This window comes from Paracrocinitomix mangrovi, assembly GCF_019740355.2.
Lineage (GTDB): Bacteria > Bacteroidota > Bacteroidia > Flavobacteriales_D > Crocinitomicaceae > Paracrocinitomix > Paracrocinitomix mangrovi.
This window is the reverse complement of record NZ_CP091819.1, coordinates 1,027,969-1,045,054: the sequence shown is the minus strand read 5'-3', so window position 1 is coordinate 1,045,054 and position 17,086 is coordinate 1,027,969. Positions and strand designations below refer to the sequence as shown.

Annotated in this window: 16 protein-coding genes; 9 read left to right on the top strand and 7 right to left on the bottom strand. The window is 35.1% G+C overall.

Going from position 1 to position 17,086, the window contains the following annotated elements; genetic code table 11:
* Positions 1 to 17: 17 nt before the first annotated feature.
* The 3 genes from K6119_RS04675 to K6119_RS04665 are packed head-to-tail and all read left to right on the top strand — an operon-like array spanning position 18 to position 3,903.
* Positions 18 to 1,175 carry an HlyD family secretion protein gene (locus tag K6119_RS04675; protein ID WP_221835851.1) on the top strand — a complete coding sequence of 386 codons (1,158 nt, stop codon included), beginning with the start codon at positions 18 to 20 and terminating at the stop codon, positions 1,173 to 1,175.
* Positions 1,175 to 2,590, top strand: a complete 1,416-nt coding sequence (locus K6119_RS04670; protein ID WP_221835848.1) for a TackOD1 domain-containing metal-binding protein — start codon at positions 1,175 to 1,177, stop codon at positions 2,588 to 2,590. Before K6119_RS04675 ends, K6119_RS04670 begins: the two co-directional genes overlap by 1 nt.
* Entirely contained in the window at positions 2,590 to 3,903 is a 1,314-nt protein-coding gene (locus K6119_RS04665; RefSeq protein WP_221835847.1) for a glycosyltransferase family 2 protein, read from the top strand. Before K6119_RS04670 ends, K6119_RS04665 begins: the two co-directional genes overlap by 1 nt.
* Here the strand turns inward: K6119_RS04665 and K6119_RS04660 are convergent.
* Genes K6119_RS04660 through K6119_RS04650 form a run of 3 tightly spaced genes read right to left on the bottom strand, consistent with a single transcriptional unit; the run spans position 3,898 to position 7,377 of the window.
* Positions 3,898 to 5,103 (bottom strand): sensor histidine kinase, encoded by a 1,206-nt coding sequence (locus K6119_RS04660; protein ID WP_221835846.1) that lies wholly within the window; start codon positions 5,101 to 5,103, stop codon positions 3,898 to 3,900. The two genes, K6119_RS04665 and K6119_RS04660, sit on opposite strands and share 6 nt — an antisense overlap.
* Positions 5,090 to 6,319 (bottom strand): 3-phosphoshikimate 1-carboxyvinyltransferase, encoded by a 1,230-nt coding sequence (aroA, locus tag K6119_RS04655; protein ID WP_221835843.1) that lies wholly within the window; start codon positions 6,317 to 6,319, stop codon positions 5,090 to 5,092. The genes K6119_RS04660 and aroA overlap by 14 nt, the downstream gene beginning before the upstream one ends.
* A complete protein-coding gene (locus K6119_RS04650) occupies positions 6,316 to 7,377 on the bottom strand; it encodes a chorismate mutase (protein WP_221835840.1) in 1,062 nt (353 codons plus the stop codon). The genes aroA and K6119_RS04650 overlap by 4 nt, the downstream gene beginning before the upstream one ends.
* 150 nt (positions 7,378 to 7,527) lie before the next feature.
* Between K6119_RS04650 and K6119_RS04645 the strand changes: the two genes are divergently transcribed.
* A complete protein-coding gene (locus K6119_RS04645; RefSeq protein WP_221835836.1) occupies positions 7,528 to 9,495 on the top strand; it encodes a YfbK domain-containing protein in 1,968 nt (655 codons plus the stop codon).
* A 117-nt stretch (positions 9,496 to 9,612) separates the two neighbouring features.
* Positions 9,613 to 10,452 carry a toxin-antitoxin system YwqK family antitoxin gene (locus K6119_RS04640; protein ID WP_221835834.1) on the top strand — a complete coding sequence of 280 codons (840 nt, stop codon included), beginning with the start codon at positions 9,613 to 9,615 and terminating at the stop codon, positions 10,450 to 10,452.
* Here K6119_RS04640 and K6119_RS04635 read toward each other — a convergent pair.
* From K6119_RS04635 to K6119_RS04620, 4 genes are read right to left on the bottom strand one after another with little or no spacing between them, the layout of a single operon-like run.
* Positions 10,424 to 10,915 carry a methylated-DNA--[protein]-cysteine S-methyltransferase gene (locus tag K6119_RS04635; RefSeq protein WP_237828097.1) on the bottom strand — a complete coding sequence of 164 codons (492 nt, stop codon included), beginning with the start codon at positions 10,913 to 10,915 and terminating at the stop codon, positions 10,424 to 10,426. The genes K6119_RS04640 and K6119_RS04635 overlap by 29 nt on opposite strands.
* 10 nt (positions 10,916 to 10,925) lie before the next feature.
* Complete coding sequence (locus K6119_RS04630; RefSeq protein WP_221835831.1) at positions 10,926 to 11,690, bottom strand: SDR family NAD(P)-dependent oxidoreductase; 765 nt, start codon at positions 11,688 to 11,690, stop codon at positions 10,926 to 10,928.
* Position 11,691: 1 nt separating this feature from the next.
* Positions 11,692 to 12,027: a hypothetical protein gene (locus tag K6119_RS04625; protein WP_221835828.1), complete on the bottom strand. Its 336-nt coding sequence runs from the start codon at positions 12,025 to 12,027 to the stop codon at positions 11,692 to 11,694.
* Between the two features lie 14 nt (positions 12,028 to 12,041).
* The gene (locus K6119_RS04620) at positions 12,042 to 12,374 is read right to left on the bottom strand and encodes a hypothetical protein (protein WP_221835825.1); all 333 of its coding nucleotides are present in this window, start codon (positions 12,372 to 12,374) and stop codon (positions 12,042 to 12,044) included.
* A 67-nt stretch (positions 12,375 to 12,441) separates the two neighbouring features.
* On the opposite strand from K6119_RS04620, the gene K6119_RS04615 reads away from it, so the two are divergent.
* The 4 genes from K6119_RS04615 (at position 12,442) to K6119_RS04600 (ending at position 17,083) form a co-directional block, all read left to right on the top strand.
* A complete protein-coding gene (locus K6119_RS04615; RefSeq protein WP_221835824.1) occupies positions 12,442 to 13,218 on the top strand; it encodes an enoyl-CoA hydratase-related protein in 777 nt (258 codons plus the stop codon).
* Positions 13,219 to 13,254: 36 nt separating this feature from the next.
* Positions 13,255 to 13,647 (top strand): four helix bundle protein, encoded by a 393-nt coding sequence (locus tag K6119_RS04610; protein ID WP_221835823.1) that lies wholly within the window; start codon positions 13,255 to 13,257, stop codon positions 13,645 to 13,647.
* Positions 13,648 to 13,770: 123 nt separating this feature from the next.
* Entirely contained in the window at positions 13,771 to 14,940 is a 1,170-nt protein-coding gene (locus K6119_RS04605) for a 3-hydroxyacyl-CoA dehydrogenase NAD-binding domain-containing protein (protein WP_221835822.1), read from the top strand.
* A 517-nt stretch (positions 14,941 to 15,457) separates the two neighbouring features.
* A complete protein-coding gene (locus K6119_RS04600; protein WP_221835821.1) occupies positions 15,458 to 17,083 on the top strand; it encodes a hypothetical protein in 1,626 nt (541 codons plus the stop codon).
* Positions 17,084 to 17,086: the final 3 nt, after the last annotated feature.

The following is a 17,086-nucleotide window of genomic DNA, read 5'->3' as shown; positions in this document are numbered from 1 at the left end:
GGACTACTTGTGAAAAAATGAAAAGTGTAAATTTTAAACGAAAGGAAGAAAGTTACTTAAGGTACTTTGAAGAACAGAGTGCCCGTAAAAGTAAACGCTCATTTAATTGGGACCGTTTCGTTTATTTGGTATTGTTGGCACTTTTCTTATTCTTTACCGGAAGGTTTATCGTTAATTCTTATTTCTACATTGAAGGTAACGGACAGGTGTTATTTGAAAGTGTTGACATTAGACATACAGATGATATCAGAATCTTAGAATTTATGGTGAAAGAGGGAGATGATGTAGAGATTGGTGATACGCTTTTCACATATTTCCTGGATGAAGATTATTTTGGAGATGGAGGTGGATCTAACTCTGTAAGCATAGCAGGTGGTGGAAATAAAGATTCTTGGATTGAACGAGAAATTTATAATCTCAAGAAAAGTATAGATCTCAATACTGTTCGCATTAAAGATGAACAAGAACTATTACAAGTTTACAAGGATGATAGGGAACGTGTAAGGAATGAGGTAATCTTAGATGCGGTTTCACATACAAACCTTGAAAACCTGGATTATCAAATAGCTAAGTTGGAATCTGACATTAATCTGTTGAATAGCCAAAATAGTATTTACCGTCGTCAAATAGGACACCTAAAAGATATGTTAGAAGATGAGGTAGAGCAACAAAAAATTGAAATTATGCAAAGAACCGGAGCTACCGGTTTTGATGACAATGGTCAGCCAATATTTAGTAATCTACCTGGTAAAGAAATGGTAATGTTAGCAGGAGTAGAGAATATACAGGGATACAAAATATTTACTTCTCCAATTAACGGTAATGTTACCAGAATTCACAAAATGGCATTTGAAGTAGCCTTGAAGACAGAGAACATTTTATCAATCCACCAGCCTAATAACGTTCACATAAAAGGATTCTTTAGTCAAGAGGACTTGAGATATTTACATGAAGGTGATATTGTAAATGTTGAATTTGCTGATGGAACAGAAAGTCAAGGTATTGTAGATCGTTTTTATTCTGCAACCTACATCTTACCTGAAGAATTTCAAAAGAAATTTGAACCAACTACACGTACTTTAGCAGCAGATATTTTGCCAATTGGTAAAAATGATCTGGACATGTGGAAAAAATATTACAAGCTAAGTGTGAAAATCACTAAAAGAACATTTTAATGGCAGCTGAAATTAAATTAGATAAAGAAAAATCCAGCGTGCAATTTGCAGGTTTATCATTCCTGTTGATTGAGTCATTGGATTTGAATGTGGAGAATGTTCAGTTCCACAATGCCGTTATTATTAATGTTCATGACAATGACTTTATTCGTCAGATTGTTAGAAGAATACGTTCTCATGCAAGTCCTGATGTATACTTAAAACCAATATTTCTATTAAAAGGTCAAACTATTACAGATCCCCTGGTAAATAGATTGATTGATGGAACATTGTTTAGCCTTGATCAAATTGAATTGATAGTTCCGGAAGTTGAAAGAATACTGACTAAATCACAAGATTTACATTTTACCAATTCCATATCTTTTGAAGCGCAAATGATTGAGAAGGTCATCTGCTTCATGTATACAAGTGAAAGTCAGATTCTGGAACCAATTCCTTATATCTATTCGGCTACAAATTACAGTTATCCCATTCTATCGGTAAACTTTAACCAAAGAGACGAGCACATGGCTTTGGATGTTTTGGATATTGCTGAAAAAGAAGGGATTTTTGATTCCAATTATGTAGATAGAATTTATTTGTGTCCTTCTTGTCAAAGTGGCCACATGAGTTACAGAGAGGTTTGTCCTAAATGCGGAAGTTCTAATTCTACAACAGAGGATATTATTCATCACTTTCCTTGTGCATATGTAGGACCATTGTCTGATTTTACTAATGAGATTGATGATCAGTTGGATTGTCCTAAATGTAACAAGCGTCTGCGTCACATTGGAGTAGATTATGATAAACCTTCAGTATTACATGAATGTAAAGCTTGTGACCACAAGTTTCAGGATTTTAATGTGAAAGCTAAATGCTTGTCATGTGGACAGGATAATGGGGTGGAGCAGCTGAAAGGAAGAGAAATTAGAAAGTATACACTGACTAAAAAAGGACAAATTTCAGCCATTAACGGTTTCGTATCAACTTCAAAAGACATTGAAGAAATTATAGGAACAGTTAAGTTTGAGACTTTCTCAACTATGTTAAAGTATGAGATTGAACGTCTTAAGCAAACAGATGGTGTATCTAATATCTGTGCAATACATCTGTCTAATCCTTCTCAGATTTATTCTAAAATGGGATCAGAGGTGCAAAAAGTGTTGTTGAAAGATCTTGTGAAAGTGATCAGATCCAATATCCGTACATCAGATATTATTTCATTCCAAAGTTCTTCAACAATTATCTTGTCAATGAACGAAATCCCAACTAGAATTTCCAAGCGTATTTTAGGTGAGATTGTAGAAATGTTGAAGAGATTGATTGCTACAACTTTTAAGGATATTGAGGTAGAGTTTGAATACGAAGTAATTAAGTTGGATCATAAATTGTCTCCGCAATTGCATATTCAGCAATTGACGAAGGCCTTTGCATAATGTTTGAAGAAATACTAGACAATTATATCAGGTTTTTACAGTCTTTAACTGTAGAGCACTTCATCAGATTGTTCTGGTTTTACATCTTTTTTGAGTTTCTAAGATATTTTGTAATGGAGTTTGCTGTGCTTAATCTATGGAAGTTGAGCAAATTCATTAATCGTAAAAAATACGACAAAGCCAGACAGCAATTTCTCTTTGAAAATCCATTGATTTCTATCATCATTCCCGGTAAAAATGAGGGAAAACATCTTTATAAATTAATCAAGTCACTCAATGAACAGACTTACAAGAATATTGAAATTATTGTAGTGGATGATGGTTCAGATGATGATACTGAAATCATTGGTAGAGATCTTGAAAAGGCAGGATTGGTTGACGTTTTTATTAGAAATGATGTAAGAGGAGGAAAAGCTTCCGGGGCAAATACTGCCTTGCGTTTTACTAAAGGGAAATACATTGTCCATTTAGATGCGGATTGTTCGTATGATCGTGACGCAATGGAGAAAATCATCATTCCATTTTACCTGGATGAAGATGTGGCAGGTGTTGGAGGTAATGTGATGGTGCGTAATTATGATGAATCTTTGGTGACTTCATTACAAGCTATAGAGTATTATGATACCATTAGTATTGGCCGTGTTGTAACATCTCATTTAGGAATATACAGAATTATTTCAGGAGCATTTGGTGCTTTTAGAGCAGATGCTTTAGAACAAGTAAAAGGTTGGGATATTGGTCCGGGATTAGATGGTGATATTACCGTTAAACTAAGAAAGCTTGGATATAAGATTAAGTTTGAGCAAGAAGCAGTTTGTCTTACTTCTGTTCCAAATACCTTTAAAAAATTGACCCGACAAAGATTGCGTTGGGATAAATCCTTAATTCGTTTTAGAATTAGAAAACACAAGGACGTTTTGATCCCTAATCAATCATTTAGCTTTTTAAATTTCTTTGCTTTTTTAGAGAATATCACGTACAACTTGATTTTAAATTTTAAGTGGTATTTCTATCTGATTGACATGTTGATTCATTTCCCATCTCAATTGGTAAACATTATCATCACCAATATTTTGCTGTATACATTTACCAACTTCACCAAGTTTGTTATTTACAGTTTATACCGTTCCAGAACAAATGCTTCTTACACCTATTTCCTTGTATACATCCCTTGTATGGTATTCTACTTTGGTTATTATTTAAGATTGGTGAGAACCATTGCTTATTTCCAGGAGTTCTTTTTCAAAAGATCGTACAAAGATCCATGGAATCCTGAAAAAACATCTGTACATGCTCAACGCATGAATCTATAAGGTTCTGTTTATTTCAAAATGATAATGTGTGCCTTTATCGTCAGATGTACGACTACACGTGCCGTCTAATTGCTCTGTAAAGGTTGAGATAAGTTCAAGACCAAAACTATAATCTTTTTGTGGAGGAATCCATTTACCATTGTCTGAGTAGGTGATATGCGCTTTATCTTGTGAAATCTGTTCCACTTTAATAGTGATTTCACCATCCGTTTTTTTTGTAAACGCATGCTCCAATGAATTTGATACCAATTCATTAAAAATGAGTGCCAATGGAACAATAGATTCAGTTTGTACGCTTTTAATATTAGATGAAATTTCCGTTTGAATTCGAATGTTTACCGCGTAAGAACTAATTAAATCGCTTATTAAGGTATTCAGGTAAAGTTCAAGGTCAAGAGCTGTAAGATTTTCAGATGAGTACATCTTTTCATGAATAATCGCCATGGCAGATACTCTGTTTATTGAATCTACAAAATAGTGCTTGGATGACTCATCTTTTACTTCATAAAGCTGTAATCTTAAAAGGCTAGTAATTACTTGAAGATTGTTTTTTACCCGGTGATGAATCTCTTTCAACATAATAGTTTTCTCTTCATTACTTCGCATCAACTCTTCATTAGCCGTTTTATATGCTTTTTCAGTATGTCTAAGCGCTACTAAAACCTTTGTAATGATATAAGAAAAGACAATTCCGCAAATGATAATATTAAGAGCAAAATTGAACTGTGAAAAATGAGTAAATTCTTTTACAACTCTTGTTATCACACCACTTTGTTCCAGAAAAAATATCGTCATCACAGCTGTGATATTTATAAAAATATTGACTATTCCCCAAATTCTTCCAAGTACAAAAAAGATGTAAATGGCCATACATACAATCCAGAAGAAGTCTACAAAATGGCCAAAATTAGAGGTGACTGACATGTTGTAGATAGTCATGGCCAAATTAAGAGCAATTGCTACCATTGCAGCAATACGGTAATTTTTGAATCTATATAAAATGAATAAAACAATGGCACATAAAGTAGCGCCGCCAAGAAGAGGATACATATTAATGTCTCCCTGGGTCAAATTCAAAACACCTAAAGCGGTCAATAAAATGGCTAAAAAGGTGAACAATCGAGTAGATAGCGTATACCTTGCCTGATCTATATAACTCAGTTCAGAAACTTCAATTTTATTTTTGCTATTCGTGCTCAATATGATCCCAAAATGCGGGATAACTTTTATTCACGGCTTCAGCATTTTCTATTTCAATTCCGTCTTCAGTCAATACAGAAGCTATTGCGCCTGCCATTGCAATTCTGTGATCGTTATTTGAATGAATGTAGCCTGAATTAAGTTTCCCTGTACCATGAATCAACATGGTATCTTCCTTAATTTCAATTAATAAGCCTAATTTATTAAATTCATTCTTTAAAACTACACCTCGGTCACTTTCTTTGTGTTTTAATCGACGAACGCCGTGAATTTTTGACATTCCAGCACATGCTGAAGCTAGCACTACTAATGGAGGAAATAAGTCTGGACAGTCTGTTGCATCAAATTCAAAAGGAATTAATTTATTTGCTCGAATTATAATATTAGATCGATCAACGGTATAATTCCCTCCTGCTTTTTCAATAGCTTCCAAAATTTTTACATCTGCCTGATGTGAATGGATATTTAACCCATTTAATATTATCTCGCCTTTAATCGCTCCATATACCGCCCAAAAAGCCGCTCCGCTCCAATCACCTTCAACATAATAATTGCTCGCTTCATATTTTTGCTTACCCTGTACTGTGAAGATATCGTGGTCATAGGAATGTGCTATTCCAAAACTAGATAATACTTGACTTGTCATCAACAAATACGGAATACTTACAGGGTTTTTTATTGTGATCTTGCTGTCTTGTGCACATAATGGAAGAGCCATCATTAATCCGGAAATAAATTGAGATGATAAACTTCCATCTACTGTAATTTCACCTCCCTTCAGTTGACCATTTATCTCAACGGGTAGTAAACCATTATTGGTTGTTACCGCTACTCCCAACTGTGGCAAAAATGATTCAAATTGTTTTACAGGTCTACTTACTAATGATCCTTTGCCTACAATTTCATAATCACCTCCCAAAGCTGCTGCAATTGGGACAGTTAATCTCAGCCCCAATCCGGATTCTCCAACATTTAATGACCTGGCAGTTGGTGTGAGATTACCTTTAATATTTACTCTATCACCATCCTTTTTAAGTTGTGCTCCTAACTGCAATGCAACATTCAAAATGTGTCCAACATCATCACTTTTGCCAATATTATATAGCTCACTTTCTTCAGTACAAAGACATGCAGCTAAAATAGCCCTCTGTGCATAGCTTTTTGACGCCGGAGCAGTTATTTCTTTTAAATCAATATGATTGACTTTTAACCTCATTTCTTATTCATCACGGCCGTTTGATGTCTAATTGATTCTTGGTGAATAGCTTCTAAGTATTTACTTACAAATTTGGCAGATAAACCATTGCGTTCAGCATTTTCAAGTTGAAGTTCTTTAATTTCTGCCCATCTTTTAGGTTGAAGTATGGTGATGTTATGCTCTTTTTTATATTGACCAATTTCTTCTGCAACTTTCATTCTTTGTGCAATTAACTTGATCAGTTCAGCATCTATTTCGTTAATTTTTGATCTTAGTTCGCTCAGGTCTTCTGATACTTGAATTCCTTCTGGTGACTCCTTTCTGATAACAAGATTATCAATGATCTCAATTAAACTATTTGGCGTTACTTGTTGATCTGCATCACTCCAGGCATTTTCAGGATCAATGTGGGTTTCTATCATTAATCCGTCATAAATAAGATCCATAGCTTTTTGTGCTACATCAAATATCATATCCCTATTACCGGTGATATGACTGGGGTCGCAAATTAAATTGATATCAGGAAAATGTCTTTTCAAAGCCAAAGGTATTTCCCACATAGGATCGTTTCTATACTTTCTGCTCATTACAGATGAAAATCCTCTATGAATGGCGTGAACCTCTTCAATACCCACATTCTTAAATCTCTCAATCGCTCCAATCCATAAGTTTAAATCAGGGTTAATTGGGTTTTTTACGAGAATTTCAACATTTGAACCTTCTAATGCATCTGCTATTTCTTGCACAGCAAATGGATTAACTGTTGTTCTAGCTCCGATCCATAATTTGGTAAACCCCGCTTTTAAACATAGTTCAACATGCTTTGCGTTGGCCACTTCTGTAATGACAGGAATCCCTGTTTCTTTACCCGCATTGATTAACCATTCAAGTCCTATTTCTCCAATTCCTTCAAATGAATTTGGTCTTGTTCTAGGTTTCCAAATACCTGCTCTTAAAATATCAACCTTCCCACCGGCTTTAAGTTTTTGAGCAGTTTGAATTACTTGATCTTCTGTTTCTGCACTACACGGTCCTGCAATGATAATAGGTTTTGATATGTCGGATATTTTTGTCATTTCTCTGATTTTCTGATTCTCTGTATTGCCGCTATTTACTTCTGTTCTCAAAATCAAACATACGTTTCAAAGTTACCGTGAATATTTGTTTCTTCAACTTTAAATGAACCTTTTTTAAAGTTGGTTTTATACAATGAAAAATCGACTATTATGAGACAGCTTACATCAATATTAAAAGTGACTGCAATGATGATTCTGCTTTGCGCTTTTTCAATTAACGGATTTTCACAACTAAATAAAGGTATCATAAATGGTACAGTTGTATCAGATTATAATTCTAATGCTTTAAAGGGTGCCACTATCAGTATTACTAATGATGCGGATAAAAACATGGTGTTTAAAACAACATCTGATGACAAAGGTGCTTTTGAAATTAAAGATGTTCCTGCGGGAAAATATTATTTCAGATGTGATTTAAAAGGATATGATAAGTATCGTAAATCACATGTAGAGGTTGAAGGAGGAAAAACTAAAACCTTGAAGGTGATAATGAAAATGCCTGTTGTAATCGAAAAAGATCAGCCCGTAGTAGATCTTGTACCTGTTGAAAGCGAATCAATAGATAAATCAAATTCAACAATTAACAGAAGCTATTCTAAAGAGAGAAAGAAAATGTCTGCTAATTATTCATTTTCTTCTAATTCATCCAATGCTGTAGGCGGATCAAGTACTTATGGTTATAAATCAGGAGAGGACCAATATCATAATACAGAGTCTTATGCAGCTATAGATGAAAACGGATTTAAAAGTTCTACAGCAGATCCGCTTTCAACTTTTTCGGTTGATGTAGATGCTGCTTCCTATTCAAATTGTAGAAGATTTATTTTAGCCGGAACCAAACCTGATAAAGGAGCGGTAAGAGTAGAAGAGATGATTAATTATTTCAATTACGATTATCCAGATCCGGTTGATGGAAATCCATTTTCAATCACAACTGAAGTTGGAGATTGCCCTTGGAGCGAAAACAAATTGGTGCATATTGGATTACAGGGGAAAAGAATTGATAAGAAAGAGATCGCAAACAACAATCTAGTTTTCTTATTGGATGTTTCAGGATCTATGAACTACCCTAACAAATTGCCTTTGCTTAAAAAATCGTTCAGAATGTTGGTGGATGAGTTGGACAAAGACGACAGAGTGGCTATTGTAGTTTATGCCGGAGCTGCTGGATTGGTTTTAAAATCAACTCCTGCAAGTAAGAGTACAGAGATTTTGGAATCACTAGAAAACTTAAGAGCAGGAGGTTCAACAGCAGGTGGTGAAGGAATTAAGTTAGCTTACAAAGTAGCAAAAGACAATTTCATTCAAGGAGGTAATAACCGAGTGATTTTAGCTACTGACGGAGATTTTAATGTAGGAATGAGTTCAGATGCAGCTATGCAGGAATTAATTGAGGAGAAGAGAAAAACAGGAATCTTCTTGACTTGTTTAGGATTTGGAACAGGGAACTATAAAGATTCTAAAATGGAGATTCTAGCAGATAAAGGAAATGGTAACTACGCGTATATTGATAATCTTTTAGAAGCTAAAAAGGTATTGGTTACTGAGATGGGAGCTACTTTAAATACGATTGCAAAAGATGTGAAAATTCAGGTTGAGTTTAATCCATCTATCATTGAAAGCTACAGATTAGTAGGATATGAAAACAGATTATTGAACAATGAGGATTTCAATGACGATACAAAAGATGCCGGTGAAATTGGAGCTGGACACTCTGTTACGGCTTTGTATGAAGTAGTGTTGAAAGGTCAAGGAACTGAGGCTACTCAACCAAAAGTGGATCCTTTAAAATATCAAACACAAGATGTATCTAAAAATCATGGCAATGAAATGTTGACTGTAAAGTTCAGATACAAAGCACCAGATGGAGATACAAGTAAATTATTGGAAAGAGTATTGGAAAACAAGATTACTGCTGAAAATAAGTTGTCTGAGAATTTCAACTTCTCTGCGGCAGTGGCAGAATTTGGAATGTTGTTAAGAGATTCAGAACATAAAGGGACTGCTAGTTTTGATCATGTATTAGCGGTGGCTTCTAAAAACATGGGTGGTGATAAAAATGGTTACCGCGCAGAATTCTTGAAGTTAGTAGATGCTGCAAAAGTGGTTTACAACTAAAACAAAAAGCTAAATATCAAATTCCCGGTTCGCCTTTCAACAATCCGTGTAGTTGTTAGTGTGATCCGGGAATTGGTGTGTTTCATAATATTGTAAAGGGTTATTCGTTAATTTATCATGCGTTTAACCCTTTTTTTATTCCCATTTTTAGGATTCATTTCCTTGTCTCAAGAAGTTCCACTAAGTAGAGAAGAAATAGCTCAAAGAGTTGCTGTTTTATGTTCCAATTCGGTTATTTCAGATAGTCTGAATTACATTGATTCTGCGTGTACCTATTTTAAGGGTAATGACTTGTACTCAGGATACGTAATTCATCAATTTGATGAAAAACTTCATTTTAACTTATACGCAAATGGTACTTATCTAGGAGAAGAATGGGCGTTTAATGAAACAAATAATTGGCAAAATGCAGATTCACTAATATCCCGTTTAAAATACTTTATAGTAAAATGCGATACAAGTAATCAGATTATGAATGCGGTGTATTATTACGATTATAATTCCAATAAAATTGAGAGTGTTTATTTGTCTAAAAGACTCATCTGTCACCAAAGAAAAAAGGAAGTGTTTGACGTGATTTTTGGAGGTAATGATTACCATGAGTTACCTTATATATCATACTATGAAAATGGAAATCTAAAAGAAGAAACAGGAGGAATGAAAAATTTCAGAGAAGGATGGGTAAATACCTATTATGAAAATGGTAAAAAACAAATCAAACACAAGTTTGAAGATGATGGCAAATCTGGTTTCATCAAGGAGTGGGATGAAACTGGTAAGTGTGAAAGAAGAATGAAATTCAAAAATGGAAAACTTAGAGGTTTTTGGGTGAAAATGGGTAATAAAGCTACGCTTTCATTTATTGCAAGGCATCAATTAAAAAAGCAAGAAAAACAGTTGAATAAAAACAAAACAGAAAAAGTAATTTCTAAGAAAATAAATTGTGTTGAGGTGTAAATTTCATTTCATGTTGCAATAAAGCCTTTTTCCGTTCAAGACCCCATGCATATCCGGTTAACTTTCCATTTCCACCAATAATTCTATGACAAGGAATTAAAATAGCAATTGGATTGGCTCCATTGGCAGCAGCTACAGCCCTTATCGCCTTTTTGTCGCCATATATTTCTGCCAATTCCATGTAGCTGATTTTTGCCCCAAACGGCACTGATCTCAATTTTGCCCAAACCTTTCTTTGAAAAGAGGTTCCCTCGGGGTTTAAAGGAATAGTGAACTTCTTTAAATTCCCCAAAAAGTACTCGTCCAATTCAAACTGCAAAATCCCAAATAAAGGATGATCATCATTTGATACAGTTGAAGTATCCTTCACAAATTTCAAAGCTGAAATTTCATTCTTTGTCATTTCAGCTATCATTGTACCAAAGGGTGTTGATATAATATGTTTTAAAGTTTGATCAGACACGAAATAAGGATTAATCTCTCTTAATTAAATAACTGTTGGCTTGGGCCACTGAAGTTACTACTAAATCATTAATGCAAAGATGTTTTGGTAATGTTGTACTGTAGTAAACTAATTCTGCAATATCTTCTGCTGTCATAGGTTGATAACCTTTATAAACATCTTTTGCCTTTTTCTTGTCACCATGAAATCTAACCGTAGAGAATTCAGTATCTGCAGCACCCGGAGCAATTTGAGTTACTTTAATTCCGTGTGGCAATAAGTCAATTCTCATTCCTTTTGTAATGGCGTCTACAGCATGTTTACTGGCACAATACACATTTCCATTTGGATATACTTCTTTTCCGGCTGTTGATCCAATATTGATGATATGACCTTTTCCTCTCTCAATCATAAATGGCATTACTGCTTTAGATACGTACAATAATCCCTTGACATTGGTGTCAATCATTTTGTTCCAATCTTCGGTACTTCCATCTTGAATTGGATCTAACCCACTTGCTAAACCGGCATTGTTCACCAACACATCAATTTTTTGAAAGCGTTTGGGTAAAGCTGCAATGGCGTCATATACTTCTTGCTCATTTCTAACGTCAAACACCAGGTGTTCAACGCTTATTTTATATTCTGCTTCTAATCTTTTTTTAAGATCTAACAGTCGCTTTTCTCTTCTTCCGGTAATGATCAAATCATGTCCGTTTTGAGCAAATATCTCAGCTGTTGCTTTTCCAAATCCGGATGTAGCTCCGGTAACTAGTACTTTTTTAAACTTTGCCATCTTATTTAAAGTCTTCTGGATTTGTGGGTACGAATTCAAAATTAGAGTCTTTTTCTAAAATTTCGTGTATGCTTGAGAGTAAAGTGTAGGAACCGTCAATAAAAACGCCTCCCCATTCATCAACTGTATAGGTAAATGCTCCCTGATTTGTATTAATTTCCAATGAAACTAGAAACAACAAGTCTGCAGATCCTTTCAAGTCGGGTTGAAGTAAGGTGATCGCGTTTAGCACATCAGTCAATAATTCCTGGCGTTCATCTCCACGCATAAACTCAATCATATAATCACCACCGCCATAAGCAGGTCTTAATCGATATGAATAAGTAGCTTGTTCCATGGTATTGATTTTATTTATAATTGAGATACATTCTCAAATTTAGGATCAACTTGCAGCAATTCGTCAACTTTTTGTAAAACTTGTTCCGGTCCTGATAATCTTGTTATACCCCAGCCATCAACTGTAAATGCTAAATCGCCAAGCTCAGTTAATATTTCGGTGGATACTTCGTCAACAAACCAAAAATCTCTTGCTTCTCCATGTTTTGCATTTAAACTTTCCAATGCATTTACAAGATCTACCAAAAGTGTATCCAGTTCCTTCCCTTTGTAAAACTCCAAAAATTTTGATTTTCCGTTTCTGGAAGTCTTGTTGCAGTATGAATAAATCCTTACCGTCATCCTCATAAATCTAAAAATTAATCAGGAGCATTCTTATCAGAATGGTTATTTTTAAAGTCAAAATTTTGATCAAATGAGTACTATTCTATTCGAAATAAAAGATAATGTGGCTTATATCACCCTAAACAGACCTGCGGTGTATAATAGCTTTAACAAGGAAATGTCCCTTGAAATGCAAAACAGATTAGACGAGTGTGAAGAGAATGATGAGGTGCGCGCTATCTACATCAAAGGTGAAGGTAAAGCTTTTTGTGCTGGACAAGATTTAGGTGAGGTGACAGATCCAAACGGACCTGAGTTAACATCTATCGTTAGAGATCACTACAATCCAATTATTGAACGAATTAGAAATATTGAAAAACCAATTATTGGTGCAGTAAACGGTGTTGCAGCCGGCGCAGGAGCTAATATTGCCTTAGCATGTGATATTTGTGTGGCAACTGCATCTGCTTCTTTTATCCAGGCTTTTAGTATGATTGGATTGATTCCTGATTCTGGAGGAACTTTTACATTACCACGTTTGGTAGGATTTCAGAAAGCTTCTGCATTAATGATGTTAGGTGATAAGGTAGGGGCTGAAGATGCTGAGCGAATGAACATGATTTACAAATTCTATTCAGACGAAACTTTCGACGAAGAATCAAAGAAATTGGCAATGAAATTAGCTCAAATGCCTACAAAAGGCTTAGGTTTAACTAAGAGAGCTTTGAATTTATCAATGATTTCAGATCTAACTACACAATTAAAAACAGAAGAGGAATTGCAAACCATAGCTGGATCAACTTATGATTATAACGAAGGAGTTGCAGCCTTTTTAGAAAAAAGAAAACCATCATTTAAAGGAGAGTAATAAGGTAAAATAGTGATTGGTAATTAGTTGAATAGTATGTCGGATTTTACAGAATTACAAGCTTGGAAAGAAGGACGTATATTTCGAAATACGATTAGGGAGTTTGTTCAAACATTGCCAAAAAATGAGGAGTATAGATTGAAAGATCAAATTATTCGTTCAAGTAGATCTGTTACCAATAATATTGCTGAAGGTCATGGTCGTTTCCATTATCAGGAAAATATACAATTTTGTCGCGCAGCTAGAGGATCTTTGACAGAAACAAAAGATCACTTGATTATTGCTTTAGATCATGAATACATCAATCAGAATGAATTTGACGATTTGATGTCTCAATATGAAAAATGCATTAAAATATTAAATGGTTATATTAATTTTCTCGGTAGAGAAAAACAGAAATTTAATGACAATAAAAAGAATTCTAAATAACCAGAATCTATTTAATCAATAACCAATTAACCAACATCCAACCAAATAACTTGAACCTATTGAACCAATAACTATTGAACCAATAACTATTTAACCAATCAACCAACAACTAATTAAACTAAAATGAAACAAAAGATATCAATACTCGGAGCAGGATCAATGGGGTCCGGAATTGCACAGGTAGCTTCACAATCAGGTCACGAAGTTGTATTGGCGGATACAAGTCCGGAGCAATTAGATAAAGCAAAAGCAGCTTTAGCTAAAGTGATGGGAAGATTGGTTGAAAAAGGAAAAATGAGTACTGAAGATGCTCAGGCAATTCAGGATAGAATCAAATACACAACTCAATTGAGTGATTTTGCTAATTCGGGATTGGTGATAGAGGCGATTATTGAAAATCTGGATATCAAAAAGAAAGTATTTACCGAGATAGAAGGAATAGTGGATGCTAATTGTATTTTGGCATCTAATACTTCTTCTCTTTCTGTAGCTTCAATCGCGGCGGCTTGTAAAAAAGCAGATCGTGTAATAGGAATTCACTTTTTTAACCCGGCACCATTAATGCCGCTTGTAGAGATTATTCCTGCTGTGCAAACTTCGGCTGAAACAACAAAAATCTCAAGAGATTTAATTGATAGCTGGAAAAAAGTCACTGTTTTAGCTAAAGATACACCTGGGTTTATAGTAAACAGAGTAGCTCGTCCGTTTTATGGTGAGGCCTTAAGAATTTATGAAGAAGGAGTGGCAGATTTTGCAACTATTGATTGGGCAATGACTGAACTTGGAGGATTTAGAATGGGACCTTTTACCTTGATGGATTACATTGGAAATGATGTAAACTATACAGTAACTGAAACAGTTTTTGCTGCATTTTATTATGATCCAAGATACAAGCCATCTTTCACTCAAAAAAGACATTCTGAAGCCGGTTGGTACGGAAGAAAGTCGGGTAGAGGTTATTACAATTATGCAGAGGGAACAGAAATGCCTGCACCTAATAAAGATGAAGCAGTAGGTCAAAAAATCCTGAATAGAATATTGGTGATGTTGATCAATGAGGCAATTGACGCAGTGTTTTTGAATATCGCTTCGGCGGAAGATGTGGATTTAGCTATGACCAAGGGAGTGAATTATCCAAAAGGATTATTAGCCTGGGCAGATGAAATTGGTTTAGAAAAAGTATTGGCAGATTTAGAAGCCTTGCAAGCAGAGTATGGAGAAGATAGATACAGACCATCTGTATTGCTACGAAGAATGGTAAGAGAAGGCAAATCTTTCGGGGTACCTGCTTAATCAAATTCAATAAAATATGAAAAGAGTCAAGCCTAAACCTTGGCTCTTTTTTTTACCCTTTTCTCTAAGTCACAGAATCTCCCTACAACCCCTAACTCAAACACTCCAAACTCATCCCTAATAACTCATACACTCATCCCTCATAACTAATCACTCCAAACTCATAACTAATCACTCATCACTCATACACTCCAAACTCATCCCTCAAAAACTCATCACTCAAACGCTCCAACATCCGGGTTACCTTTTTTAATAAGCTGACATATACAAATAACTCTTGACGATACTAAGGGTTGGGTCTTTTCATAACGTAGTGCTATTGCTAATTTGGTTAAGCACATTTTTTTGCTCGGTTGCAGTTTTTAATTCATTTTTTCAAGCAACCGAGCTTTTTTTTACTCTTTTTTATCTGTTGATATTCAGTATTATAAGTAGTGTTGTTCCATTTTTCTGAAAAAAATCAGATTACTTTTTTAACTCCTTTACATTACTAAGTAGAACACCAAAACTTATTAATATGAAACTATTAACCCAAAGCTTAGTATTATCGGTTTCAACCTTTTGTTTTGCTCAAAACGATTTACCGATATATGAGAATGTAAAATTTGTAAAGGAACATGAGATGGATTTGGATGATCATTCCATTTTCATTTCATCTCCTTTTGCAAAGAGTAATCTTAACTTCCCTAAAGATGATGAATTCAAGGGCAAAAAGATTAAAAAAATCACCTATTTGTATTCAAATAACAATGTAAATCCAAAGTATCAGCAATCTAAATTAAGTGATGACAGATACGCCAACCTAACTTCCAAAATAGGCGCAGATAAATTAAAAGACGTTGAATGGGAAACCAAGGCACAAGTGGGATGCGGAAATGTTCCTTGCTCACAAAAGTTAGATCACGGATTTATTGTTGAGTTTGAAAATGACGATCCAATTATCGGCAAAGAAAAACTACCAATTCAAAAAAGAAGGTTCCCTGCCAATCAAGCCAATGTGGTAAAAGGCAAAAACGGAACACAAATTCAGGTGCCGGCCAATGCCTTTGTAGATGCTTTTGGAAAAAGAGTAGAAGGGGATGTGGAAATCCAACTGCAAGAGGCTGTTACACCTGAAGATATCGTCTTGGGAAAACTATTGACACTTACTGATAAAGGAGAGGTTTTACAATCCAGAGGAATGATCAATGTGCAGGCTTTTCACAATGGAAATGAGGTGTATTTGGACAAAGGAAAATCGCTTCAGGTAACAATGGCCACCAAATATGAAGAAGGCTTTGCACATTACAAAGCAGAAAAGAAAGATGGAAAACTGGTTTGGAAAGATCCAGAATTGATTGGTGAGGCTAAAAAGGCTGCAAATGAAGTTGATAAAGATGTTGTCAATAACAATGAAAACGTAAATGGCGTTCAAGCGGTAATTTTATTTGAAGATGATAACCAATTCGTTGGAGGTGCAGGAAATGTAGTTTACGTAGTAACAAACGTAATTTTTAATAACAAAAAACTGACCCAAATTAATTTGACAGACGGTAGGGATAATTGGAAAATTGAAGGAGAAGATACCAATAAGGAATCGCTAAGTAATACAGGCTTATCGGATGAGATGAAAGATGAATTAGCCGTGTGGTTTGAGGCAGATTCTGTTTATTCAGTAAGCGGTTTAGTGATGGTTGCAGATAGAGGAATTCCAGGATTGGCACGCAGACCAACCTCAAGGTCTAAGGGGTCTAACTCGCATGTGTTGTCTCATGATGTGCAAAACGCCTTTACCATGAACCAAATGGGTTGGGCCAATGTAGATAGAATCGCAGGAGGAAAATACATGAGGCTAAATGCAGAGGTTGCAACCCCAGATAGCTTAGAAGGATTCGACTTGTCACTGATTATTCCGGCGCAAAACATTTTTATTCCGGGTTACGAAAAAATGGATGGTAAATACTCTTTTACTCATGGAGATGGGGAGAGACAAATGAGACTGCCGGAGGGAGAAAAAGCCTATATCGTTATGTTAGGCAAAGTGGGCCAAAAAGTGGCTTTCCAAATGAAAGAAATCGTAATGGGACAAAATGAAGTGGAACCATTAGAACTCACTTTAATGGAGAGAGAAGAAGCCATTGAAATCATTAAAAAAACCTTGTAGGGG

Coding starts and splice junctions, on each gene's coding strand:
- K6119_RS04675 (WP_221835851.1), top strand. CDS start 18: ATGAAAAGTGTAAATTTTAAACGAAAGGAAGAAAGTTACTTAAGGTAC.
- K6119_RS04670 (WP_221835848.1), top strand. CDS start 1,175: ATGGCAGCTGAAATTAAATTAGATAAAGAAAAATCCAGCGTGCAATTT.
- K6119_RS04665 (WP_221835847.1), top strand. CDS start 2,590: ATGTTTGAAGAAATACTAGACAATTATATCAGGTTTTTACAGTCTTTA.
- aroA (WP_221835843.1), bottom strand. CDS start 6,319: ATGAGGTTAAAAGTCAATCATATTGATTTAAAAGAAATAACTGCTCCG.
- K6119_RS04650 (WP_221835840.1), bottom strand. CDS start 7,377: ATGACAAAAATATCCGACATATCAAAACCTATTATCATTGCAGGACCG.
- K6119_RS04645 (WP_221835836.1), top strand. CDS start 7,528: ATGAGACAGCTTACATCAATATTAAAAGTGACTGCAATGATGATTCTG.
- K6119_RS04640 (WP_221835834.1), top strand. CDS start 9,613: ATGCGTTTAACCCTTTTTTTATTCCCATTTTTAGGATTCATTTCCTTG.
- K6119_RS04630 (WP_221835831.1), bottom strand. CDS start 11,690: ATGGCAAAGTTTAAAAAAGTACTAGTTACCGGAGCTACATCCGGATTT.
- K6119_RS04625 (WP_221835828.1), bottom strand. CDS start 12,027: ATGGAACAAGCTACTTATTCATATCGATTAAGACCTGCTTATGGCGGT.
- K6119_RS04620 (WP_221835825.1), bottom strand. CDS start 12,374: ATGAGGATGACGGTAAGGATTTATTCATACTGCAACAAGACTTCCAGA.
- K6119_RS04615 (WP_221835824.1), top strand. CDS start 12,442: ATGAGTACTATTCTATTCGAAATAAAAGATAATGTGGCTTATATCACC.
- K6119_RS04610 (WP_221835823.1), top strand. CDS start 13,255: ATGTCGGATTTTACAGAATTACAAGCTTGGAAAGAAGGACGTATATTT.
- K6119_RS04605 (WP_221835822.1), top strand. CDS start 13,771: ATGAAACAAAAGATATCAATACTCGGAGCAGGATCAATGGGGTCCGGA.
- K6119_RS04600 (WP_221835821.1), top strand. CDS start 15,458: ATGAAACTATTAACCCAAAGCTTAGTATTATCGGTTTCAACCTTTTGT.